A 20,857-nucleotide genomic window follows, 5' to 3' on the forward strand; every position below is an offset into this window, starting at 1 on the left:
AGGAGACTGCCGTGCCGAGTCGCGGAACCCGCCGCATCCTGGTCAGCATGCTGCTGCTCTGTGCCACTGCCATGCCGGCAACGGGGGCGGAACTGTACCGGGTAGAGCTGCTGCTGTTCGAACGCCTGCAGGCAGAGCCCGAGCTGCTTTCGGACCCCTACGCCCCGGTTTCCCTTCCGGAAAGAGGTGTTCCGCTATGGGTGGACAGCCAGTGGACGCCGGAGCCCCGGGACACTGGCGATATCGACACGGAATCCGAGACTCCCGGGGAACAGGTCCCGGAGATCCTGGCTCTTCCGCGGGAAGAACTCCGGCTCAACAACATCGCCCGGGCGCTGGAGAACGCTTCCGGTTACCGCCTTGTGGCCTTCACCGGATGGCAGAACCCATTCCCGGATGGCTACCGTACCGTTCCCCTGGTCGTGGATGTCGCGGCGGATGAGGCGGGCGAGCAACGGATCCAGGGCAGCCTGCAGATCGAACGCCGGCGTTACCTCCATGTGCAGGCCTCGCTGCATGACACGCACCTGAAGGTACCCGCACTGGATGTAGCACCGATTCCCCGCTTCCCGGTGGCATCAGGGTTGATTCTGCCCCTTCCCCGCTACCTGGCTCCCGAAAGTCCGGCCTTCAGGGAGACAGCAACCCGGCTCACCGAGAACCGGCGTATGCGCAGCGAGGAGGTACATTACCTCGACGCGCCCACCTTTGGTCTGGTGGTCTATTTCCACCCTATTACCAAAGAGAACGGGGACGAGGAGGAAGGGGGCTGACCGGCGCCGGGCGTCGCTCAATCCGCCCGGAGACAGGCTTCCAGAACCTGCAGCACCCGCCCGATGCCCGCATCCAGGTTCGAACGGATGTCATCCATGGTGATGACCTCGCTGGTTCTGCCCGCCGCCCAGTTCACCACCAGGGCGAGACAGGCATAATCCAGCTCCGCCTCCCGTGCCAGAACCGCCTCGGGCATGGCCGTCATCCCCACGACATCCGAACCGTCCTGTTCCAGGCGCCGGATTTCCGCGGCTGTCTCCAGCCTCGGCCCCTGGGTACAGGCGTAGACACCGCCGTCACGGAACGCCACATCCACCTCCGCCGCTGCCGCCCGCAGGGCATCGCGGATCGACTCTGAATACGGCCAGGTGAAGTCCACGTGCACCGCGTGTTCCAGGTTCTCCTCATGGAAGCTGGGCGCACGCCCCCAGGTGTAGTCAATGATCTGATCCGGCAGAACCAGGCTGGACGGGGTCATCGCCGGGTGGATGGATCCAACCGCATTGACCGCGATGATCCGGTCAACGCCGGCCTGCCTGAGCGCCTCGATATTGGCCCGATAGTTGACCCGGTGGGGCGGAATCCGGTGTGGATCGCCATGGCGGGCCAGGAAGACCACCTTCCGCCCACCCAATCGACCGATCCGCAGAGGCGCGGAGGGCGCCCCCCACACGGTTTCGGTTTCAAGGGTTTCATCAACCTCCAGTGAATCAATGGCGGTCAGCCCTGTACCGCCAATAATGCCCCACACTGGCTCACTGCTGCCCATTGGCTCCTCCGCCTGTCGTTGCGGGCTGCTCGCCCTCCGCCGCCATGCCTTCGCCCAGCACAGCCTGGGGCCCTTCGCCCGCAATGTGCAGGGTGCGCGTCGGGAAGGCCACTTCTGCCCCGTGTTCACGGATGATGCTGCTGATACGGAGCATCACGTCCTGTTTCACCGTCTGGTATTCAACCCACTGGCGCGTATGGGTAAAGGCATAGACCATGATGTCCAGAGAGGAGGCATTGAAGGTGGTGAAGTTGACGATCAGGAACTGGTTGGCATCGATGTCTTCATGCTCCTCCAGCATGCCGCGGATGTCGGCCACAATCGGAGCGACCATGTCCACATCGCTGTAGCGCACCCCGACCATTTCATAGATCCGCCGGTTCATCATCCGGGACGGATTCTCCACGGAAATGGTGGTGAAAATGGCATTGGGAACATAGAGCGGGCGCAGCTCAAAGGTCCTGATCCGGGTCACCCGCCACCCGATGTGTTCCACCACCCCTTCAATGCTTGCGTCAGGAGAGCGGATCCACTCCCCCACCTTGAAAGGTTTGTCCATGTAGACAACGGCACCGCCGAAGAAATTCGCCAGCATGTCCTTGGCCGCGAAGCCGACGGCGATACCACCCACGCCGCCGAACGCCAACACACCGGAAATGCTGTAACCCAGATTCTGGATGATGACCAGAGCGGCGATGACGAACACTGAAACACGCGACAGCTTGCCGATGGCGGAAACCGTGGTGTAATCCATGGGCTCGGAGACACGGCTCGAAACCAGCAGCTCCTCGGTGCCCTGTATGAACCGCAGCAGCGCCCAGACCAGCAGCAGTATGAAACCGAACCTGAGGCCCAGCCCATTGAGGTTGAGCAGATCGATCTCGTAGAAGCGGGCGCTCGCTTCCGAGGCGAAATACAGACCCAGAAGCCAGATGTACCAGTACAGCGGGCGCCGTATGGCATGGATCAGAACGTCATCCCAGAGATTGCGGTTATTCCGCAGCTTGTTCTCAACCGCCCGGATCACCCACCAGACGACAAAAGCCACCACGAAGGTGGTCACCAGGATCGAACCGGCCCAGAGCAGCCCGCGGAATTCCGGGGCAATCCCCAGACCGGAGAGGACACCATCGAGGCCGGAAAGCGTCATGCGGGCGCCTCATCCAGCATGCGAAGCAGTGCCGCACGGGTATCCCGATACCGGGCCGTACTGCGGAAAGCACCACGTGGCCCGGGCAACGGCTTGCCCCGCAGCGACACCAACCCGGCCGACGCGCGCGCGCCGGCCTCGCTCAGGCTTGCGGCCACAGCATCGGCAGCTTCGGGATCGTTACAGACCAGCAGCAGGTCACAGCCCGCATCAAGTGCAGCCTGTGCCCGTTCCGGCGGTTCGCCGGCCACAGCCGCGCCGGCCATGGTGAGATCATCGCTGATCACAACGCCACGGAACCCGACCTCGCGGGAAAGCACGTTCTTCAGCCAGAACGGAGAGAAGCCGGCCGGCTGCTCATCCACGCCCGGGTAGACCACATGGGCGGGCATGACAGCATCCAGAGTCTCCGCCAGCTCCCGGAAAGGCACCGCGTCGTGCTCCAGGATCTGCTCCAGGGTGCGCCCGTCGCTGGGCAGTTCGTGATGGGAGTCCGCAGCAATGGCCCCATGGCCGGGGAAGTGTTTGCCCACTGCTGCCATACCGCCCTCATGCATGCCATCAATCCAGGCGCCGGCGAGTTCGGCCACCACCTGAGGGTCCGAGTGGAAGCTACGATCACCGATCACACTGGAAACCCCGTGATCCAGGTCCAGCACCGGTGCAAAACTGAAATCCACATCCATGTCCCGCAGCTCGGAAGCCATCAGCCAGCCCGCGGCATGGGCAATGGCACGGGCATTCGCGGGATCCCGCTCCCAGGCCAGACCGAAGCTGCGCATCGGTGGCAGCCGTGTGAGCCCGGACTGGAAACGCTGTACCCGGCCACCCTCCTGGTCCACGCCAATCAGGATGCGCGGCCGGATCTGGCGGATGGACTGCACCAGGGACCGGAGCTGGGCCGGTGACTCGTAATTACGGGTAAACAGGATCACTCCGCCCACCGCCTCATGGGCCAGTCGTTCACGCTCGGAGGCGCTGAGACGTGGCCCCTCGAGATCGATCATCAATGGTCCGCTCACCGGGCCTCCCTAAACGACACAAGAACGGCCCGGGCCCGCCTCACTGAACAAAGACAGGCGTGCCCGGGCGCACCCATTCCCAGAGCTGAAGAATGTCATCATTGCGCATCCGGATACAACCGTGGGACAGCGGCTGCCCCATGGGTTCCGTATCCGGAGTGCCATGGATGTAGATGAACCGACGCATGGTATCAACAGCGCCTCCGCGGTTATACCCGGGCTCTTCGCCACAGAGCCAGATAATCCGCGTCAGTATCCAGTCACGCCCGGGATACTCACGGTGCAGCTGCGGGCTCCAGACCTCGCCGGTGGGGCGCCGACCGCGGAACACCGCCCCCCGGGGCTGGCCGGCCCCGATGCAGGAACGGACCCGATGCCGCCCCAGCGGCGTCCCACCGGAACCGTCCTGCTGACCGGCGCCGGCGGCGGCCGTGGAAATGCGGTAACACAACCATGGGCCTGCGCGCCCATGCAGAGTCATGATCTGACGGGCCAGCTCCACCTCGATCCGCTCGATCGGATCACCGCCGTCAGGCACCGCTGTCGGAATTCCCTCTGTTGCCATGGGCAACAGTATGCGCCTGCATTCCTGCGGCAAGAAAGGGCACGAGGTGATCCACGATCTCCTCGTTGGGGGTCTCGACCCCCAGTTTGTTCCAGAGGATCTCCGTGAGCGCATCACTGCTGGAGAGGGTGAAAGCCGTGGCGCCAAGCATGAACTGGTTGCGCCAGTAGCGCTCCACGGCGGACAGCTCCGGGGTGGCGTTCTTGAGAAGCCGCATGAAGCGATCGAAGGTGTGGCTGTACTCGGCTTCCAGAAAGCGGCGCAGATGCCCCTGGGACTGGGTGTAGGCAAGCCCCTGCAGGCGCATGTAGATGGCGATGCTGCGGTCGTGCTGGCGTGGCATCTCCACCAGGGTACTGGTGAGCACCCGCAGCACTGACTCCAGGTCGGGCGGCTCCGGGGCCGCTTCCGCCTCAAGGCGGTCAAAGGCCGCCTCCAGCGCGATACAGAAGGGGGTAAGGAAGCGTGCGAATACCGCCTGGATCAGCGATTTTTTGGAACCGAAATGGTAATTGACCGCAGCCAGATTCACGCCGGCCTTACCGGTGATCATGCGGAGAGAGGTCTCGGAGAAGCCTCTTTCGGCGAACAGCTCCTCCGCCGCATCCAGAATCCTGTCCACTGTATCCGTCTGCGCCATGGAATCCCGCTCAAACATTTGACCAAACAATTGTTTGAAACATACGTTTGAGCCGGAAAGGTGTCAAGACGACCGGGCAGATGGGTTGCCTGTATGCGCTGGAGCGCCCTCACCCCCGGCTTCCGCGGATTCAGGTGGCACCGGATCGGACTCGGGCACCGGCACTACGCTGGGGTCGCTAGACTGGGCTGCCGCGTTCAGCGGCTCCACATTCCCTTCATCCAGCATCTGCTCGTGGGTCCGCAGGTATTCCTCCCGCAGACGGTTATAGGCCTTTTCCGCTTCCAGAGCAAAAATGAGATAGAGCTGGGCCTGGGAGCGGTTGCGTATGCTGTCCACCAGCTGCCCTCTCTCGGAAAGGCTGTAGAGGCCGGTGTAACGGCTGCGACGCAGCGCCGGATTATACTCGGCCAGCGGGCGGCATGCAGCCGCCAGCCCGATCGGCCCTTCCAGGTGTTCAACGTGTTTGCGGGCACGGTGCAGCAGGCGCCGCCGTTTCAGCAGCAGCTCCATATGGGAGGCCTGATGGGTGAAGACGTGCCGCACGCCCGGCAGCCCCCAGAGCGCGGCCAGCGCCAGGGCACCAAAGGCCACCCCACCGATCAGTGCCGGCACCAGGTTGCCCATACCCGCGAGAACCAGGGCGGCAAGCACGCTCAGCAGCAGCAGCCAGCTGTCGCGCCGGCGCCGCGCCAGATTCAGCTGGTGGTGATCCGGCCACCCGGGCATGGCCAGGGTATCGAAGTCCAGCAGAAGCAGACGCTCGCAGTCGTGCAGCAGCCTGCGCCGGCGCTGCTGGCGCTTACGCTCAGCCTCGCGCGCCGCCCGCAGGGCAGCTTCGGGGTCCGCATCCGCTGACGCCTCCTCATCTTCGACCGGATCACCGTCCAGCCCATTCACCGGGCTCCCGGAGTCCACCGACTGATCCCCCGCCTGGGTTTCCGGTCCGGGAACCGGTTCCAGTCGACCGCCGGGATGAACCCGCGGTTCCTCCGGCCGTTCAGGCTGATGCTGCGCCATCCCACTCTCCGCGTGCCTGTACCATCACTGGTTAACGGCTGATCCTTCCGGGTCTTGAGTGCCCGCTCCCATGCTCTGGCATGTATTGGCAGCGTAGCGTATTCTGATTCACCCTGACGGCTGTGGAACAAACTTTTACAGAGGCAAGGCTCCATGACGACCACTCCCAAGATCCTGGTACGCGACTACATGCGTTCACTGTCCCTCTGGTTCTCCCCTTCCGACCCGATCGAGAAGGTGGCGGCCACGCTGGTTAAGCAGGAAGAGCTGGGCGCACCGGTTCTGGACGAGCACAAACGTCTCATCGGCTTTGTGACCGAGCAGGACTGCATCAAGGAGATGCTCAATGACTCCTATTACGCCCAGGAGCACCAGCTGGTGAGCGACGTAATGTCCCGCAGGACCGTATCCGTGGGGCCGGATGAAGATGTGACCCACCTGGCGGAGGAAATGCTTGGCGCCAAGCCCAAGATCTATCCGGTGGTCGACAACAGCCGGGTTATCGGGGTCATCACCCGGGGTGATGTGCTGCGGGCCCTGAGCCGTGTTCGCAACAGTGGCCACGGCCACATCTGACGGGCGCTGGCGTGTTTACAGGAATCGTACAGGGCATCGCCCAGGTAGCCACCGTTGAGCGGCTGGCCGGGCTCCACCGGATCAGCCTGCGCTTTCCGGAAAACTTCATTGACGGCATTGCGATTGGCGCTTCGGTGTCCGTCAACGGGGCCTGCCTGACAGTTACCGAAGCCTGGCCGGAGAGCCACCTGGCGGCCTTTGATGTGATGATGGAAACCCTGAGGGTCACCACCCTGGGGGAGCTGCAGGAAGGGAGTCCGGTCAACGTCGAGCGCGCCGCCCGGATCGGCGATGAAATTGGTGGCCACCTGCTTTCAGGCCACGTCCACTGCATGGCCAGGGTCAGCTCGATTGAGGAGCCCGAGAACAACCGTCGGATTGCCTTTTCCGTTCCCCATGCGTGGCGCCCCTACCTGATCAGCAAGGGCTATATCGCGGTGGATGGAGCCAGCCTCACCATTGCCGAACTGACCAGCGACGGCTTTGCCGTCTACCTGATCCCCGAAACGCTCAGGGCCACGCGTTTCGGCGCGCTCGATGAAGGGGATCACGTGAACATTGAGATCGACCACCAGACCCAGACGATCATCGATACCCTTAACCGTCTGGACCTGGTACCCCGCGGGGCCGACTGACCCCGCGGTGGCCATTTCCAGCGCTGTTCTAGCGCTGGTAGCCAGGGCGCAGGAAGGGCATGGCGGAAACCGTCATGCTGCGGCGCTTGCCGCGCACATCCGCCTCAACGGTGGTGCCTTTCTCCGCCAGGTCCGCGCGCACATACCCCATGGCAATGGGCGCGCCGACACTGGCGGCAAAGTTGCCACTGGTCACTTCCCCAATGGGCTCATCACCACCTTCCGCATAGAGCACAGCGCCTTCGCGTACCGGCGCCTTGCCTTCAGCAACGAGCCCGACGCGCTTGCGCTCCGGCGCGCTGTCGCGCATCTGCTGCAGAACCCGCTGCGCCCCCGGGAAACCGCCCTCACGCTCACCACCGAGCCTGCGGGCCTTGCCGATGGCCCAGCCCAGGGAGGCCTCAACCGGCGTCGTCCGGGTGGTGATGTCATGACCATACAGGCAGAGTCCAGCCTCGAGGCGCAATGAATCCCGGGCACCAAGCCCTACCGGCTCCACATGGTCGTCCTCCAGCAGACGCCGGGCCAGGGTCTCCGCCACCTCAGCCGGCACCGAGATCTCGTACCCATCCTCGCCGGTGTAGCCACTGCGGGAAATGATCGCCGGACTGTCGAGCAATGTCATGGGCCAGTTGTCCATGAACTTCATTTTCCGGACCTCCGGCTGGAGTTTCGCCAGAGCCTCCTCCGCCTTGGGCCCCTGGAGAGCGATCAGCGCCCTGTCGGTCATCTCGGTCAGTGTGACGGAAGCCGGCAGCCCGGCCCTCAGGTGCGCGATGTCCTCGGCCTTGCAGGCGGCGTTGACGACCAGATAGAAGCCATCCTCATGGCGGCTGATCATCAGATCGTCCAGTACCCCCCCGTCCTCGTTGGTGAACAGGCCATAACGCTGGCGATGCATGCCCAGCCCGACCAGGTCAGAGGGCACCATGGCTTCCAGCGCTTCCGCAATGCCCTCGCCGCTGAGCCATACCTGGCCCATGTGCGAGACATCAAAAAGACCTGCGCCTTCCCGTGTATGAAGGTGCTCCTGCTTGATCCCCGCGGGGTATTGCACCGGCATGCTGTAGCCGGCAAACGGGACCATGCGCGCACCAAGTTCCTCGTGGAGGGCGGTCAGCGGGGTTGTAAGCATTGCCTGATCGTTCGCCATGAGCCTGTCTCTCCTGTTGCTGTTTCGGAGCCACCTGTACCTGCGGCTCCCGCTGAACTGGGTTGCCCCTATGATGCCGTATTTCCGATTGGAAACAAAGTTTCCTGTCAGGCCGTCACCCAGAGAACTTCCGCATCCTCCTCGCTCACGGAAACCAGCATATGCCCCATGGTGCAGTCGTAATAGGCACTGTCCCCGGCTTCCAGGCGCACGGGCTCATAGAACTCCGTATAGAACAGGATGGCCCCGCTCAGCACATACAGGAATTCCTCCCCATCGTGCCGGATCCACTCCGGGAAATCCCCGAACGCACGCGCGCGCACACGCGTTGTGAAGGGCACCATCTTCTTGTGGCTGAGATCCGTCGCCAGCAGCTCGTGCTCATAGGTGGCCGTGGGGTGAGGCTTGCCCTCCCCGCGACGCGTGATGTCGCGCCGCCCCGACGGCTGGGCGCTGTTGCTGGGTTCTGAGAACAGCTGCGGCAGGTCGATACCCAGCCCGTTGACCAGCTTGTGCACCACCGAAAAGGTGGGTGAAATCTGCTCGTTCTCAATCTTCGACAGCGTGGAGCGCGCAAGTCCCGTCAGTTTGCTGGCCTCCTCCAGGGTCAGCCCCTGGCCCAGCCGCAGGGACCGGACGCGCTCTCCCAGCCGCAGGGGCTGCAGTGAGGCTTCGGTTTCACCGCGCTGGACCTGCAGGGTCTCGTGGAGCGGCTCCCGCATGTTCTCGCTGTCCTCAGACATGATTCGCGTGTTTCCTATAGGAAATTTACGTTGTTTGTGGGAAAATCCGTTGTTAATCTAACACAGACAACACCACAACCACATGACCCTGCAGCAGGAGGACGGAGCGATGACAGCGACGCCCGAGGAACTTCTCTACACCCCCAGCCACGAATGGATCCGTGACAACGGCGACGGCACCGTAACCATGGGCATCACCGACCACGCCCAGGACCAGCTCGGCGACGTTGTCTTCGTGGAGCTTCCCGAAGCCGACCAGAGCTTTGCCAAGGGCGATGAGCTGGCGGTTGTGGAATCCGTGAAGTCCGCCTCCGACATCTATTCCCCGATCAGTGGCACCGTCCAGAGCGTGAATGAGGCACTCGAGGACGCCCCCGAGACCGTGAACGAGCACTGCTACGGGGACGGCTGGATGGTACGCATCAAGCTGGACAACCCGGACGAACTCTCTGAACTCCTGTCGGCTGAGCGCTATCAGGAGCTCGTTGCCGACGAAGCCTGACCCAGGAGGTAGCCCATGAATGCGAAGTCTTCCCTGGCCAATGCGACACTGGCCCAGATGAACGACCGGCCCTTCAGCGACCGGCACATCGGCCCCAACGCCGATGATCAGTCGGCCATGCTGGCCACCCTGGGGCTGTCATCCGTGAATGAGCTGGTGGACCAGATCATTCCGGGACCCATCCGTATGCCAGGGGAACTGGCCCTGGACCCCGGCCGCGCGGAACACGAAGCGCTGGCCGAACTGCGCGGCATGGCCCAGCGCAACCAGGTGTTCCGTTCCTACATCGGTCAGGGCTATTACCCGACTCGCATTCCCTCGGTCATCAAGCGCAACGTACTGGAGAATCCAGCCTGGTATACAGCCTACACGCCCTACCAGCCGGAAATCTCCCAGGGTCGCATGGAGTCCCTGGTCAACTTCCAGCAGATGGTGATGGACCTCACTGGCCTGGATCTGGCCAATGCCTCGCTGCTCGACGAAGCCACCGCCGCGGCGGAAGCCATGGCGCTGTGCCGGCGAGCCAACCGCAAGAGCAAGAGTAACGTGTTCTTTGCGGCAGAGGAGCTCCATCCGCAGACCCTGGATGTGCTGCGCACGCGGGCTGACTACATGGGCATTGACCTGGTGATTGCCCCCGCGGAATCGGTCGGTGACCATGAAGCCTTCGGGGCGGCATTCCAGTACCCCGCCACTGACGGCAGCATCCCGGACCTTGAGAAGCTGGTCAAAGCCGCCGGGGATCAGGGCGCCATGACCGCCGTGGCCTCGGACCTGCTGGCACTGATGATGCTGCGCTCCCCCGGTGAGCTGGGCGCCGACATGGTCTTCGGCTCCGCCCAGCGCTTTGGCGTACCCATGGGCTACGGCGGCCCGCACGCGGCCTTCTTTGCCACCCGTGACAACCTCAAACGCCAGGTTCCGGGCCGCATCATCGGAGTCTCGAAGGACAACCGTGACCAACCGGCTTTCCGCATGGCCATGCAGACCCGCGAGCAGCACATCCGCCGCGAGAAGGCAACCTCCAACATCTGTACCGCCCAGGCACTGCTTGCGAACCTGGCAGCCTTTTACGCCGTCTACCACGGGCCGGAAGGCCTGCGGAACCAGGCTGAGCGTGTGCACCGCCTCACTGCCATCCTTGCGGAAGGCCTGCGCGCCGGCGGCGTGGAGCCCCAGGAGCGCTACTTCGACACCCTGAGCTTCCATGCCGATGAGGGCGTTCACAACCGGGCCCATGCCGAGGGCTGCAATCTGCGGGCCCTGAGCGATGGTCGCACCGGCATCAGCCTGGACGAGACCACCACTGAAGAGGATGTGGAGCGTCTGCTGCGTATCGTGCTGGGTGACAGTCACGGCCAGTCGGTGGCGGCCCTGGATGAGGCCATTACCCAGGGTGGCGAAACCGGCATCACCGATGCCATGCGCCGGCGTGATGCCGTCCTTACCCACCCGGTATTCAACCGGTATCACAGCGAGACCGAACTGCTGCGCTACATCCGGCGCCTTGAGAACCGGGATTTCTCCCTGGTGCACGGCATGATCCCGCTGGGTTCCTGTACCATGAAGCTCAACGCGGCCGCGCAGATGGAGCCGATCAGCTGGCCCGAATTCGCGGAGATCCATCCGTTCGCCCCGCGGGAACAGACCCAGGGCTACCAGCAGCTCCTGAAAGAGCTGGATGAGCAGCTGCGGGAAATCACCGGCTACGACGCCTTCTCCCTGCAGCCCAACTCCGGGGCCCAGGGCGAGTACGCTGGCCTTCTGGCCATCCGTCGCTACCAGGAAGCAAAGGGTGAAACGCACCGTAATGTCTGCCTGATTCCGGCCTCGGCGCACGGTACCAACCCGGCCTCCGCCGCCATGATGGGCATGAAGGTGGTCATCGTGGACTGCGACGATGAAGGCAACGTGGATCTGGAGGACCTGCGCGCGAAGGCGGAGAAGGCCGGAGACCATCTCTCCGCCTGCATGATCACCTATCCCTCCACCCACGGGGTGTACGAGGAAGGCGCGCCGGAGATCTGCCGCATCGTGCACGAGCATGGCGGCCAGGTTTACATGGACGGCGCCAACCTCAACGCCCAGGTGGGCCTGGTGCAGCCGACGCTGGTGGGCTCCGACGTATCCCACCTGAACCTGCACAAGACCTTCGCCATCCCGCACGGCGGTGGTGGCCCGGGCATGGGGCCCATTGGTGTCCGCGAACACCTGGCGCCCTACCTGCCCGGCCATAATGAAAGCGGCGTCGCTGAAGGCGCGGTAGCGTCCACACCCTTTGGCTCGGCGGGCATCCTGCCGATCACCTGGATGTACAACCGCCTGCTTGGCCGCGATGGCCTGCGCCACAGCACGGAAGTCGCCATCCTGGGCGCCAACTACATCGCCAACAGCCTCAAGAACGACTACGACGTGCTCTACAAGGGGCGTCATGACCGCGTGGCGCATGAGTGCATCCTGGACCTGCGCCCGCTCAAGGAATGGTCCGGTATCACCGAGGAGGACGTGGCCAAGCGCCTGATGGACTACGGCTTCCACGCCCCGACCATGTCCTTCCCTGTTCCGGGAACGCTCATGATCGAGCCAACGGAATCCGAATCCATCGAGGAGCTGGACCGGTTCATCGAGGCGATGAAGGGCATCCGCAAGGAGATTGACCGGGTAGCCAATGGCGAATGGCCGGCGGACAACAACCCACTGGTCAAGGCCCCCCACACCCAGAGCGATCTGGTGGATGAGTGGGACCGCCCCTACAGCCGTGATCTGGCGGTATTCCCGTCCCAGGCGGTGCGTGACGGCAAGTTCTGGCCGACGGTTAACCGCGTGGATAACGTCTACGGTGACCGGAACCTGATCTGCAGCTGCCCCAGCCCGGAGGCCTATCGGGACTAGAGTTTTTACTCGGATTAGGGTGATTATTCTAATTTTTCACCCTAATCTGGGGTCAGAACTCAAGGGCAGCAATGGAGGTAACCCATGGCTGAGAAGTCCGCAGACAGGCAGAGTAAAACCATGAGCGATCTGACACGCAGGATTCAGGAACAGGCCAGCCAGCAATGGCAGAAGGCTAACGAGGAACTGCAGCGTGTGCTCAGGGATCTCGGAGCGCGGGATTCAGAAAATGAGTCCTTCCAGGAAATGGTGCGGGATATCCGTGAGAAAAACCCCTCCTTCCGGGACTTCATGTTCAGCCTGGACGCCGCCACCTACGACACACGCAAGCGCCTGTCGTGGAACGCGCACATGACGTCCGCCTACCTCATGAACCGGGTGGAAGCCTCCTACACCCATGATCTCAAGCCCCTGGTGGCCAACTACCGCCAGCAGGCGGGCGAGCGGCTCACGGCCCTGAAGCAGCAGCTGCGCAGCATGCGCGAGCGCTTCCAGTCTGCGGCTTCTGACAGCGCTGCCACGCAGAAGTAACCCCCTGCCTGACACACACAGGCATACCCCTCCTCCCCGTGCCCTGGCGCACGGGGTTTTTATGCGTAACGCACACCCGTGCCCGCGAGCCCGCAGTAACCACCAGGGTTCTTGTGCAGATACTGCTGGTGCCAGTCCTCCGCGTAATAGAAGGTCACGCCCTGCGCCAGTTCGGTGGTGATACGCCCCTGTCCGGCGGCATCCAGCGCCTTCTGATAAGCCTCCATGGAGGCCTGCCCAATCCCAAGGCTCTGCTCATCCGGAAGATAGAGCGCGGAACGGTACTGTGTTCCCACATCATTGCCCTGGCGCATCCCCTGGGTGGGATCATGGGACTCCCAGAACACCTGCAGGAGCCCCTCCAGCGACACCACCTCCGGGTCATAGATAACGCGGACCGCCTCCGTATGGCCCGTGCGCGCCGTACACACCTCCTCATAGGTGGGGTTGGGGGTGTAACCGCCAGCATAGCCCACCGCCGTTGTATACACGCCCTCCAGCTGCCAGAAGCACTGCTCGGCGCCCCAGAAACAGCCCATGCCCACAACCAGTTCCCGGCAGTGATCCGGGAATGGCGGGATCAGGGGAGTTCCCAGCACCGCGTGGCGGTTGCTGACCGGCATTTCTGAGGAACGCCCCGGCAGCGCCTCTTCCGGCGTTACCATCCGCATCTTTTCCCTGCTGAACAGGTGCCACATCTCCGGACCTCCCATAACCCGATAATGCTCCAAGCATAACGGACAGATGCGCACAAAAAACCCCCTGCCGGCATCCGACAGGGGGTTCTTTTATCGGCGCGGCCCTTGGGCCGCAACACCGGAACCGGTCTTAGAACTGGTTCATGGTGTTGTCTTTACCACCGGCCTTCAGGGCTGCTTCGCCCGCGAAGTATTCCTTGTGGTCGTCACCGATGTTGGAGCCGGCCATGTCCTGGTGCTTGACGCACGCCAGACCCTTGCGGATCTCCTGGCGCTGGACGTCGCGCACGTAAGCCAGCATGCCTTCCTCACCGAAGTAGCCCTTGGCCAGGTTGTCCGTGGACAGGGCCGCGGTGTGGTAGGTCGGCAGTGTGATGAGGTGATGGAAGATGCCGGCGTGCTTGGAACCATCCTTCTGGAAGTTCTGGGTCCAGCGGTCGGCTTCCGCAGCAAGTTCGGAGTCGTCGTACTTGCTGTTCATCAGGTCGGAGCGGTCGTACTGGGACACGTCCTTGCCTTCTTCCTTCCAGGCGTCGAACACCTGCTGACGGAAGTTCAGGGTCCAGTTGAAGGACGGGCTGTTGTTGTAGACCAGCTTGGCGTCCGGAACCTCTTCCTTGATGCGGTTGACCATGCCCGCGATCTGGCCGACGTGCGGCTTCTCGGTCTCGATCCACAGCAGGTCCGCGCCGTTCTTCAGGCTGGTGATGCAGTCCAGAACCACGCGGTCTTCGCCAGTGCCTTCCTGGAATTCGTACAGGCCGTTGGGCAGACGCATCGGCTTGTGCAGCTCGCCCTTCTTCTTGATGACCATGTCGCCTTCCTGAACATCCTCGGCGGACTTGACCGGCTCGGTCTTCAGGAAACCGGTGTAGGTAGCCGCCAGATCGCCCGGCTCCTGGGAGACCGGAATCTTGTGGGTCAGGCCAGCGCCCAGGGAGTCGGTACGCGCAACGATGACACCGTCTTCAACACCCAGCTCGAGGAACGCATAGCGAACCGCGTTGATCTTGGCGATGAAGTCCTCGTGGGGGCAGGTTACCTTGCCGGCCTGGTGACCGCACTGCTTTGCGTCGGAGACCTGGTTCTCGATCTGGATGGCGCAGGCGCCTGCCTCGATCATCTTCTTGGACAGCAGGTAGGTCGCTTCCTCGTTACCGAAACCGGCGTCGATGTCGGCGATGATCGGCACAACGTGGGTCTCGAAGTTGTCGATCCTGTCGATCAGCTCCTGGACCTTCTTGTCATCACCGGCTTCACGGGCTTCATCAAGCTCGTGGAACAGGTGGTTGAGTTCGCGCGCGTCCGCCTGCTTGAGGAAGGTGTAGAGCTCTTCGATCAGGCTCGGTACCGCAGTTTTCTCATGCATGGACTGGTCCGGCAGCGGGCCGAACTCGGAACGCATGGCGGCGACCATCCAGCCTGAGAGATACAGGTAGCTGCGCTTGGTGGTGCCATGGTGGCGCTTGACGGCCATCATCTTCTGCTGGCCGATGAACCCGTGCCAGCAACCCAGGGACTGGGTGTACTTGCTGTGGTCCTTGTCGTACTCGGCCATGTCCTCACGCATGATCCGTGCGGTGTAGCGCGCGATGTCCAGGCCGGTCTGGAACCGGTTCTGGGCGCGCATGCGGGCCACATACTCAGGCGTAATGTGGTCCCATTTGCCGCCCTGCGACTTGCGCAGTGCAGCTGCTTCTTCAATGTCCTTCATGTAGTTCGACATGATTCACCTATGCTTCGGGAGTGGAACAACACGATTGGTCGGCGCCTCCCCTGTGGCGAGGAGTCGTGCCTCGAGCGCTGGCGTATTCTATCCGGATTCATACCATAATTAAAATCAATGCAATCAATTCCCGACATTCTTTCCATGAATGTTACGCCGTGCTGAATAGACCCGGTACCGGCCATCGTCTGACAGGCTCCGAACCGGGCCTATGGAGCGGATCATCGGCTCCTGGTAGGGCAGAAAGGCATTGGCAACCAGCCTGAGTTCAGCGCCCGGCTGCAGGAAATCCGGCAATGCCCGGAACCATTGGTTGATCGGATCCAGGTTCTTCTTCTGACCCTGATGGAAGGGCGGATTGCTGAAAACGCTGGCATAACGGCCTGTGACACCAGCGAGACCGTCAGACGCGACAATCGTCACTCCCTGCGCTCCCTCGAAGAACGCACGGGCACAGTTCAGGGCCTGCCAGTGCACGTCGGCCAGTGTGACCGCGAGCTCCGGCCACTGGTGGCGCAGCCAGGCGGCAATCACGCCGTTGCCGCAGGCCAGATCCAGCACCGGCTCGGCTGGTTTCTCCGTTACCGTTGCCAGCAGCTGGCGGGTGCCCTCATCCAGCCGCCCCTCACTGAACAGACCGGGAAGGCTGTAGAGTTCAAGATCGGCGCCCGGGGCCACCACGGTGACCGGTTCCAGCCAGTCCCAGACACGGAAAGGCGCTGCCGGGGTCTCCAGCGTCGCACACCAGAGCTGGCAGTGCCGGGCACTGTCGATCCGGAAGGCACCGGGGAAACGCTCCCGGAACTGACGGCTGCCACGTGCAATGCCTTCACGTTTCGCCCCCACCAGCCACAGCTCGCCACCAGCGGCCAGCCGGGCGGCCGCCCAGGCCATGCGCATCTCCAGCTCCGAGCGCGCCTTGGGCATCAGGATCACGATGGTGTCAAACGCATCCGGTGTCTCCGGATCGTCATAGCCGAAGAGCCTGCCTCCGTCAGCCCCGCCACCGTGCCCGTGAACACCGTAATGGGTGGTCAGCGCGTGCAGCCGGCATCCCTGCCAGTAGGGCATGGGGCCATCATGGCCGACAAGGCAGACCCGCTCCCCCAGCCGGTCCAGTGAGCGTTCCAGAATGCTGAGCGCCGGGCTGGCTTCAGTCATCATTGTTCAAGGGTTCTCCCGAATAGGTGAATCGCAGGTTCTGGTAATAGCGGCGCACAATGGCGGGCGAATCCGGCACACGATACCGCCCCACGGACCGCACCGCACGCAGTGCGCTCTCATCCAGGCCGCTATGGCCGCTGGGCAGATGCACGCGGGAGGTCTCAAGATAGCCCTGGGCGTCCACGGAGAAACGGATCTCACCGCGGTGACGCGCATCCGCCCCCTCTGGCTGTTCCCATCGGGCCATGATCTGGCGCTTCATGCGGGCCAGATATTCATTGGCCATACGGATCCTGCGCTCCTCGATCTCGCTGACCATGGACTCGCCGCGGATGGCATCCATTTCCCCCTCATCCAGTGCTTCCATGCCCGTATCAGCGCCGATTTCCGGCCCCTTCCCGGCCTCCGGCGCCGTCTCCGGCTCCGCCTCTTCCTGGCCCAGGGACATACTGGCACTGGCCGGATCCGGTTCGCTCCGGGCCTTTCCCTCAGTCGCTGCATCCGGACTGGGGGCGCCGCTGTCCGGCGACGGCTGTTCATCCGCCCCCTCCCGAGTGTCCTCCGGGGATTCCGGGCGGCTGGGGGCCTCAGAGGTCTCCGGGCTGGGCGCGTCGCCAGTGGCGCCAGGATCTTCCGGCGCAGCGGCCGGCTCTTCCTCGGCCTTGGGCGCATCCGTCCGGGTACCATCCAGGTCAGTCACCTCATCCGTATCCCGCGGCATATGCTGTTCATCCGGTTCAGGCTCAGGTTCTGGCTCAGGTTCTGGCTCAGGCTCGGGTTCCTCCGGTGCGGGTTCGGGCTCAGGCTGCGGAAAGGAAACGCGCACGTCCCGCTGAAGGGGCTCCACCTCCGGCATACGGGGCAGAATGGGAGGGAGAAGGCTGACAACCAGCAGGTGCAGTGCCAGGCTGAGCCCGAGAACAAGCCACCAGAGCCGGCGGGGCATGGACGTCCTGTTTCCCATGGTACCCCCGTTCAGCAGGCGGCGGTGGCGACGGATCCCCAGCCGGGGTAAGGACCCGGGTTCCGGCCGGCACACCCGCCTGTGGTATCCTCTCCGCCCTTCAGAAGCCGGCCCGGGTTCGCAGCGCGATGGCTGGCTCCACCCGTGGCGGGGCCCACAAGCTGCGGTACGGGCCGATTGATGTCAGTGATTGTGCGGGAGCCCTGATCCATGGCAACGATGATAACCGGAGAGCATCAGGAGCGCGAACCACTCCGCATCCTTTACCAGGATGAACATCTGGTGGCGATGCACAAACCCTCCGGCATGCTGGTGCATCCCACAAAGGTGGATCGCCACGAACAGCGCATCGCCCTGCCCCTGCTGCGCGATCAGATCGGCCAGTATCTCTACCCGGTCCACCGGCTGGACAAACCCACCTCGGGGGTTCTGGTGTTCGCGCTGGACCCGGACACAGCCCGCGAACTGGCCAATACGTTCCAGGCCCACCGGGTCCGCAAGGACTACCTGGCGGTCGTGCGCGGCTGGCCACCGCTCGGCGGCATCATCGACCAGCCCCTGGCCCCGCGCGACCCGGACAGCCGCAAGCGCAAACGCCGCAAGGCCCCACAGTCGGCCATGACCCTGTACCACCGCCTGTCCTGCACTTCGATCCCGATCTCCGTGGACGGACGCTATACCCATACCCGCTACAGTCTGGTACGCCTGCGCCCGGTCACCGGGCGTCGGCACCAGCTCCGGCGTCACCTCAAGAGCCGCAACCACCCCCTGATCGGGGACGTGAACTACGGCAAGGGCATACATAACCGCTTTTTCCGGGAGCAGTACGGACTCAACCGCCTTATGCTGTGCGCGGTGAGCCTGTCCTTCGAGCATCCGGTGACAGGCGAACCGCTTCAGATCCAGACCGCGCCGGATGGGGATTTCACGGGCGTGGCTGAGGCCGTGGGCCTATCCCTGGGAGAATGGACCGGGGCAGGCGCCTCACCCTCCAAGCAGTGACTCGAACAGCTGCCGGTATTCCGGGATGACACGGGTCCGGCGGTAGCGTTCCGGCATCAGGGTCTCCGGCCCGGGCCGCGGTTCCACCAGGACAGCCATAAGCCGCTCCGCCGCCGCCTGCCCTTCCAGTTCGGGTGCCTCCCTGGAAGGGTAACGGAAATCCGCCGGCACATACTCCGGATAGGCAAGACGGTCCGGGACAATGGGCACGCAGCCGGCCGCCATGGCTTCCTGCACCGCCAGCCCCTGGAAGTCATGCAGCGCGGTGGAAAGCACCATGTCCGCCTCCTCCAGAAGCCGATCGTAGGCCTCCCGGCTTTCCATGTAGCCCAGGTTGACCAGTTCCCCGGCGAATTCCTCCCGGATGTGCGCGAACGCCTCCGGCGCCTGACGGAACCCTTCACCCACCAGGCTCAGACGAAAGGGTTGTCCACGCCCTCGCAGGGCCCGCAGCAACGCGAGGAGCCGTTCCGGGCCCTTGTCGTATTCCCAGCGGTGATTCCAAAGGAGATGGGGGACCGCGGGCCAGTCCCGCTGCAGTGCCGTGAACCGCTCATCGGGGATCGGCACAGGCACCACCCGCGAACGCGCCTCGATGGTGGCCACGGCGGTTTCCGGCTTGCGGTCCGGCATGCGCCTGAGCAGCTCCCGAGCCCCTTCCAGAAAACTCCTCCGGTTCCATTCGCTGTTGAACAGTACCTGGTCGGCCGCAAGAGCCGTGTACAGATTCACCACCTTCGGCTCGTTACTGGCCACCCGCTCATGTTGCTCCGGGTAGGCAAACTGGTTCTCGTGGAAATAAACCACGGTGGGCGCGGCTGCAATACCCCGGTTAAGGCCGCGGACCACGGCCAGGTCCACCATGCTGGTCGCGAGCACCAGATCCGGTGCCTGCTGCAATTCCGGCGCGTCGTACCAACTCAGGGGGTTACCCCGGATCCGCCACCGGAAATGACGCGCCGGCAGCGCGAGGGCCTGCCAGTGGTAGTCCGGCAACCCCCGCCCCAGCCGTTCCCGCCAGAGCCGATGACTGGCCGCCTCATAGGCGGAGAGGCACAGCACCCGGGAGCGTTCAGCGCCCATGGTAATCCAGATCCAACGGGCCCATTTCTCCGGCAATCCGTTCGCTCAGAAGCGCTGCCGACCCACAGGCGTTGGTCCACCCCAGTGTTCCATGGCCGGTATTCAGGTAGAGCCCCGGCCAGGGGGTTGCACCCACAAAAGGCACACTCGAAGGCGTCGCAGGCCGCAACCCCGCCCAGAAACGGGCCTGATCCCAGTGCCCTGCCTTGGGAAAGCAGTGCGCCAACCGGTCCAGGATCTGGCGGCAGCGTGCCGGATCAATGTCCTGGCGCCAGCCGTCAATCTCCGCCATGCCCGCCACGCGCAGCTCATCCCCCAGACGGGAATAGACCAGCTTGTATTCATCATCGATCAGGCTGACGGTGTAGGCCTGTTCCGGATCCCGCACCGGTACCGTCACGGAATAGCCACGCGCCGGATATACCGGCAGGTTGATGCCCTGGGGCCGCAGCAGGGGCGCCGAGAAGCTGCCCAAAGCGACCACCACGGCATCCGCCTCCAGGTGGGTAAAGGCCCCGGCCTGATTCAGCCGGACCCGCCGCACCGCCCCACCCTCGGTTTCAAGCCCCATCACCCGGCTGTTGAACAGGAATCGCACGCCTGCCGCACCTGCCATCCCAGCCAGCTGGCGGGTGAAAACATGGGCATCACCGGATTCATCTCCGGGCGTCCAGGTGGCACCTCTCAGCTCCGGCTGCAGCGTGCCGAGGGCGGGCTCCCTCGCCACTGCGTCAGCAACGTCAATCACATCGCGCTCGCAACCCAGGGCCCGCATACGGGCGGCAGGGCCATGGGCGGCCGCATAGACGTCCGGATCGGTGTAGAAATGAAGGATGCCTTCCCGGCGCTGGTGGTACTCGATCCCGGTGCGTTCGCGCAGTTCCGAAAGGCATTGCCGGCTGTACAGGCCGAGCCGCACGACGGTCTCGAGATTCCGTGCATAGCGGCGACTGCGGCATTCGCTGAGAAAACGCAGCCCCCAGGCCCACTGGTGGGGATCCAGACGCGGCCGGAAGCGCAGGGGCGCATCAGAGCGGAACAGCCAGCGCAGGAGCTGGGCAGGGGCGCCCGGGCTGGCCCAGGGCTCGGCGTGGGACACCGAGACCTGGCCGCCGTTAGCGAAGCTCGTCTCCTCGCCCGGGCCACCCCGGCGTTCCACCACGGTCACATCATACCCGGCCTCACGCAGGTACCAGGCTGTGGTGGTGCCGATCACACCGGCACCCAGGACCGCCACATGCATCCGCC

The 20,857-nt window shown here is 63.8% G+C and carries 21 protein-coding genes; 7 read left to right on the top strand and 14 right to left on the bottom strand.

Annotation, left to right across the window (positions count from 1 at the left end; genetic code table 11):
• The first annotated feature begins 11 nt into the window (after nucleotides 1–11).
• Nucleotides 12–773 carry a CsiV family protein gene (locus GLW01_RS09205; protein ID WP_160898856.1) on the top strand — a complete coding sequence of 254 codons (762 nt, stop codon included), beginning with the start codon at nucleotides 12–14 and terminating at the stop codon, nucleotides 771–773.
• Between the two features lie 17 nt (nucleotides 774–790).
• On the opposite strand, the gene GLW01_RS09210 is transcribed toward GLW01_RS09205, so the two are convergent.
• The 6 genes from GLW01_RS09210 to GLW01_RS09235 form a co-directional block, all read right to left on the bottom strand.
• On the bottom strand, nucleotides 791–1,543 hold the full coding sequence (locus GLW01_RS09210; protein WP_160898857.1) for an S-methyl-5'-thioinosine phosphorylase: 753 nt from the start codon (nucleotides 1,541–1,543) through the stop codon (nucleotides 791–793).
• Complete coding sequence (locus tag GLW01_RS09215) at nucleotides 1,530–2,693, bottom strand: mechanosensitive ion channel family protein (RefSeq protein WP_151439360.1); 1,164 nt, start codon at nucleotides 2,691–2,693, stop codon at nucleotides 1,530–1,532. The genes GLW01_RS09210 and GLW01_RS09215 overlap by 14 nt, the downstream gene beginning before the upstream one ends.
• Nucleotides 2,690–3,715: a beta-N-acetylhexosaminidase gene (nagZ, locus tag GLW01_RS09220; protein WP_225741653.1), complete on the bottom strand. Its 1,026-nt coding sequence runs from the start codon at nucleotides 3,713–3,715 to the stop codon at nucleotides 2,690–2,692. The genes GLW01_RS09215 and nagZ overlap by 4 nt, the downstream gene beginning before the upstream one ends.
• A gap of 40 nt (nucleotides 3,716–3,755) precedes the next feature.
• Entirely contained in the window at nucleotides 3,756–4,280 is a 525-nt protein-coding gene (locus GLW01_RS09225; protein ID WP_160898858.1) for a L,D-transpeptidase, read from the bottom strand.
• Nucleotides 4,246–4,920 carry a TetR/AcrR family transcriptional regulator gene (locus GLW01_RS09230; RefSeq protein WP_160898859.1) on the bottom strand — a complete coding sequence of 225 codons (675 nt, stop codon included), beginning with the start codon at nucleotides 4,918–4,920 and terminating at the stop codon, nucleotides 4,246–4,248. The genes GLW01_RS09225 and GLW01_RS09230 overlap by 35 nt, the downstream gene beginning before the upstream one ends.
• A gap of 63 nt (nucleotides 4,921–4,983) precedes the next feature.
• A complete protein-coding gene (locus GLW01_RS09235) occupies nucleotides 4,984–5,940 on the bottom strand; it encodes a hypothetical protein (protein WP_160898860.1) in 957 nt (318 codons plus the stop codon).
• Between the two features lie 153 nt (nucleotides 5,941–6,093).
• Here GLW01_RS09235 and GLW01_RS09240 point away from each other — a divergent pair, with 153 nt between their 5' ends.
• A complete protein-coding gene (locus GLW01_RS09240; protein ID WP_151439356.1) occupies nucleotides 6,094–6,516 on the top strand; it encodes a CBS domain-containing protein in 423 nt (140 codons plus the stop codon).
• 11 nt (nucleotides 6,517–6,527) lie between these two features.
• Nucleotides 6,528–7,151, top strand: coding sequence for a riboflavin synthase subunit alpha (locus tag GLW01_RS09245; RefSeq protein WP_151439355.1), 624 nt, complete (start codon nucleotides 6,528–6,530; stop codon nucleotides 7,149–7,151).
• A 28-nt stretch (nucleotides 7,152–7,179) separates the two neighbouring features.
• Here the strand turns inward: GLW01_RS09245 and gcvT are convergent, their stop codons facing one another.
• Together gcvT and GLW01_RS09255 are read right to left on the bottom strand one after the other, a co-directional pair.
• Nucleotides 7,180–8,304, bottom strand: coding sequence for a glycine cleavage system aminomethyltransferase GcvT (gene gcvT, locus GLW01_RS09250; protein ID WP_151439354.1), 1,125 nt, complete (start codon nucleotides 8,302–8,304; stop codon nucleotides 7,180–7,182).
• Nucleotides 8,305–8,411: 107 nt separating this feature from the next.
• A complete protein-coding gene (locus GLW01_RS09255; RefSeq protein ID WP_237416557.1) occupies nucleotides 8,412–9,026 on the bottom strand; it encodes a helix-turn-helix domain-containing protein in 615 nt (204 codons plus the stop codon).
• A gap of 130 nt (nucleotides 9,027–9,156) precedes the next feature.
• On the opposite strand from GLW01_RS09255, the gene gcvH reads away from it, so the two are divergent.
• The 3 genes from gcvH to GLW01_RS09270 all read left to right on the top strand — a co-directional run bounded on the left by gcvH (nucleotide 9,157) and on the right by GLW01_RS09270 (nucleotide 12,972).
• Entirely contained in the window at nucleotides 9,157–9,549 is a 393-nt protein-coding gene (gcvH, locus tag GLW01_RS09260) for a glycine cleavage system protein GcvH (RefSeq protein WP_095617070.1), read from the top strand.
• Between the two features lie 15 nt (nucleotides 9,550–9,564).
• Nucleotides 9,565–12,441, top strand: a complete 2,877-nt coding sequence (gene gcvP / locus GLW01_RS09265) for an aminomethyl-transferring glycine dehydrogenase (RefSeq protein ID WP_160898861.1) — start codon at nucleotides 9,565–9,567, stop codon at nucleotides 12,439–12,441.
• A 120-nt stretch (nucleotides 12,442–12,561) separates the two neighbouring features.
• Nucleotides 12,562–12,972 carry a hypothetical protein gene (locus GLW01_RS09270; RefSeq protein WP_160898862.1) on the top strand — a complete coding sequence of 137 codons (411 nt, stop codon included), beginning with the start codon at nucleotides 12,562–12,564 and terminating at the stop codon, nucleotides 12,970–12,972.
• A gap of 59 nt (nucleotides 12,973–13,031) precedes the next feature.
• On the opposite strand, the gene msrA is transcribed toward GLW01_RS09270, so the two are convergent.
• The 4 genes from msrA to GLW01_RS09290 form a co-directional block, all read right to left on the bottom strand.
• Entirely contained in the window at nucleotides 13,032–13,670 is a 639-nt protein-coding gene (msrA, locus tag GLW01_RS09275) for a peptide-methionine (S)-S-oxide reductase MsrA (protein WP_160898863.1), read from the bottom strand.
• Between the two features lie 130 nt (nucleotides 13,671–13,800).
• Nucleotides 13,801–15,396: an isocitrate lyase gene (locus tag GLW01_RS09280; protein ID WP_151439349.1), complete on the bottom strand. Its 1,596-nt coding sequence runs from the start codon at nucleotides 15,394–15,396 to the stop codon at nucleotides 13,801–13,803.
• Between the two features lie 123 nt (nucleotides 15,397–15,519).
• Nucleotides 15,520–16,560, bottom strand: coding sequence for a class I SAM-dependent methyltransferase (locus GLW01_RS09285; RefSeq protein WP_160898864.1), 1,041 nt, complete (start codon nucleotides 16,558–16,560; stop codon nucleotides 15,520–15,522).
• Complete coding sequence (locus GLW01_RS09290) at nucleotides 16,550–17,524, bottom strand: TonB family protein (protein WP_160898865.1); 975 nt, start codon at nucleotides 17,522–17,524, stop codon at nucleotides 16,550–16,552. The genes GLW01_RS09285 and GLW01_RS09290 overlap by 11 nt, the downstream gene beginning before the upstream one ends.
• A 210-nt stretch (nucleotides 17,525–17,734) precedes the next feature.
• Here GLW01_RS09290 and GLW01_RS09295 point away from each other — a divergent pair, with 210 nt between their 5' ends.
• Nucleotides 17,735–18,526, top strand: coding sequence for a pseudouridine synthase (locus tag GLW01_RS09295; RefSeq protein WP_151439346.1), 792 nt, complete (start codon nucleotides 17,735–17,737; stop codon nucleotides 18,524–18,526).
• Here GLW01_RS09295 and GLW01_RS09300 read toward each other — a convergent pair.
• Both GLW01_RS09300 and GLW01_RS09305 read right to left on the bottom strand, forming a co-directional pair.
• Nucleotides 18,509–19,609, bottom strand: coding sequence for a tRNA-queuosine alpha-mannosyltransferase domain-containing protein (locus tag GLW01_RS09300; RefSeq protein WP_160898866.1), 1,101 nt, complete (start codon nucleotides 19,607–19,609; stop codon nucleotides 18,509–18,511). The genes GLW01_RS09295 and GLW01_RS09300 overlap by 18 nt on opposite strands.
• Nucleotides 19,599–20,852 carry a D-amino acid dehydrogenase gene (locus GLW01_RS09305; RefSeq protein WP_151439344.1) on the bottom strand — a complete coding sequence of 418 codons (1,254 nt, stop codon included), beginning with the start codon at nucleotides 20,850–20,852 and terminating at the stop codon, nucleotides 19,599–19,601. The genes GLW01_RS09300 and GLW01_RS09305 overlap by 11 nt, the downstream gene beginning before the upstream one ends.
• Between the last annotated feature and the right edge of the window lie 5 nt (nucleotides 20,853–20,857).

The organism is Vreelandella halophila (assembly GCF_009856365.1).
GTDB classification, from domain to species: Bacteria; Pseudomonadota; Gammaproteobacteria; order Pseudomonadales; family Oleiphilaceae; genus Halospina; species Halospina utahensis_B.

What these genes read in the sequence shown, in the direction of transcription:
- GLW01_RS09290 (WP_160898865.1), bottom strand. Translation starts at nt 17,524, where the DNA reads ATGGGAAACAGGACGTCCATGCCCCGCCGGCTCTGGTGGCTTGTTCTC.
- GLW01_RS09225 (WP_160898858.1), bottom strand. Translation starts at nt 4,280, where the DNA reads ATGGCAACAGAGGGAATTCCGACAGCGGTGCCTGACGGCGGTGATCCG.
- msrA (WP_160898863.1), bottom strand. Translation starts at nt 13,670, where the DNA reads ATGTGGCACCTGTTCAGCAGGGAAAAGATGCGGATGGTAACGCCGGAA.
- GLW01_RS09215 (WP_151439360.1), bottom strand. Translation starts at nt 2,693, where the DNA reads ATGACGCTTTCCGGCCTCGATGGTGTCCTCTCCGGTCTGGGGATTGCC.
- GLW01_RS09295 (WP_151439346.1), top strand. Translation starts at nt 17,735, where the DNA reads ATGGCAACGATGATAACCGGAGAGCATCAGGAGCGCGAACCACTCCGC.
- GLW01_RS09230 (WP_160898859.1), bottom strand. Translation starts at nt 4,920, where the DNA reads ATGGCGCAGACGGATACAGTGGACAGGATTCTGGATGCGGCGGAGGAG.
- GLW01_RS09300 (WP_160898866.1), bottom strand. Translation starts at nt 19,609, where the DNA reads ATGGGCGCTGAACGCTCCCGGGTGCTGTGCCTCTCCGCCTATGAGGCG.
- gcvH (WP_095617070.1), top strand. Translation starts at nt 9,157, where the DNA reads ATGACAGCGACGCCCGAGGAACTTCTCTACACCCCCAGCCACGAATGG.
- gcvP (WP_160898861.1), top strand. Translation starts at nt 9,565, where the DNA reads ATGAATGCGAAGTCTTCCCTGGCCAATGCGACACTGGCCCAGATGAAC.
- GLW01_RS09270 (WP_160898862.1), top strand. Translation starts at nt 12,562, where the DNA reads ATGAGCGATCTGACACGCAGGATTCAGGAACAGGCCAGCCAGCAATGG.
- GLW01_RS09305 (WP_151439344.1), bottom strand. Translation starts at nt 20,852, where the DNA reads ATGCATGTGGCGGTCCTGGGTGCCGGTGTGATCGGCACCACCACAGCC.
- GLW01_RS09235 (WP_160898860.1), bottom strand. Translation starts at nt 5,940, where the DNA reads ATGGCGCAGCATCAGCCTGAACGGCCGGAGGAACCGCGGGTTCATCCC.
- GLW01_RS09240 (WP_151439356.1), top strand. Translation starts at nt 6,094, where the DNA reads ATGACGACCACTCCCAAGATCCTGGTACGCGACTACATGCGTTCACTG.
- gcvT (WP_151439354.1), bottom strand. Translation starts at nt 8,304, where the DNA reads ATGGCGAACGATCAGGCAATGCTTACAACCCCGCTGACCGCCCTCCAC.
- GLW01_RS09280 (WP_151439349.1), bottom strand. Translation starts at nt 15,396, where the DNA reads ATGTCGAACTACATGAAGGACATTGAAGAAGCAGCTGCACTGCGCAAG.
- GLW01_RS09285 (WP_160898864.1), bottom strand. Translation starts at nt 16,560, where the DNA reads ATGATGACTGAAGCCAGCCCGGCGCTCAGCATTCTGGAACGCTCACTG.
- GLW01_RS09255 (WP_237416557.1), bottom strand. Translation starts at nt 9,026, where the DNA reads ATGCGGGAGCCGCTCCACGAGACCCTGCAGGTCCAGCGCGGTGAAACC.
- GLW01_RS09210 (WP_160898857.1), bottom strand. Translation starts at nt 1,543, where the DNA reads ATGGGCAGCAGTGAGCCAGTGTGGGGCATTATTGGCGGTACAGGGCTG.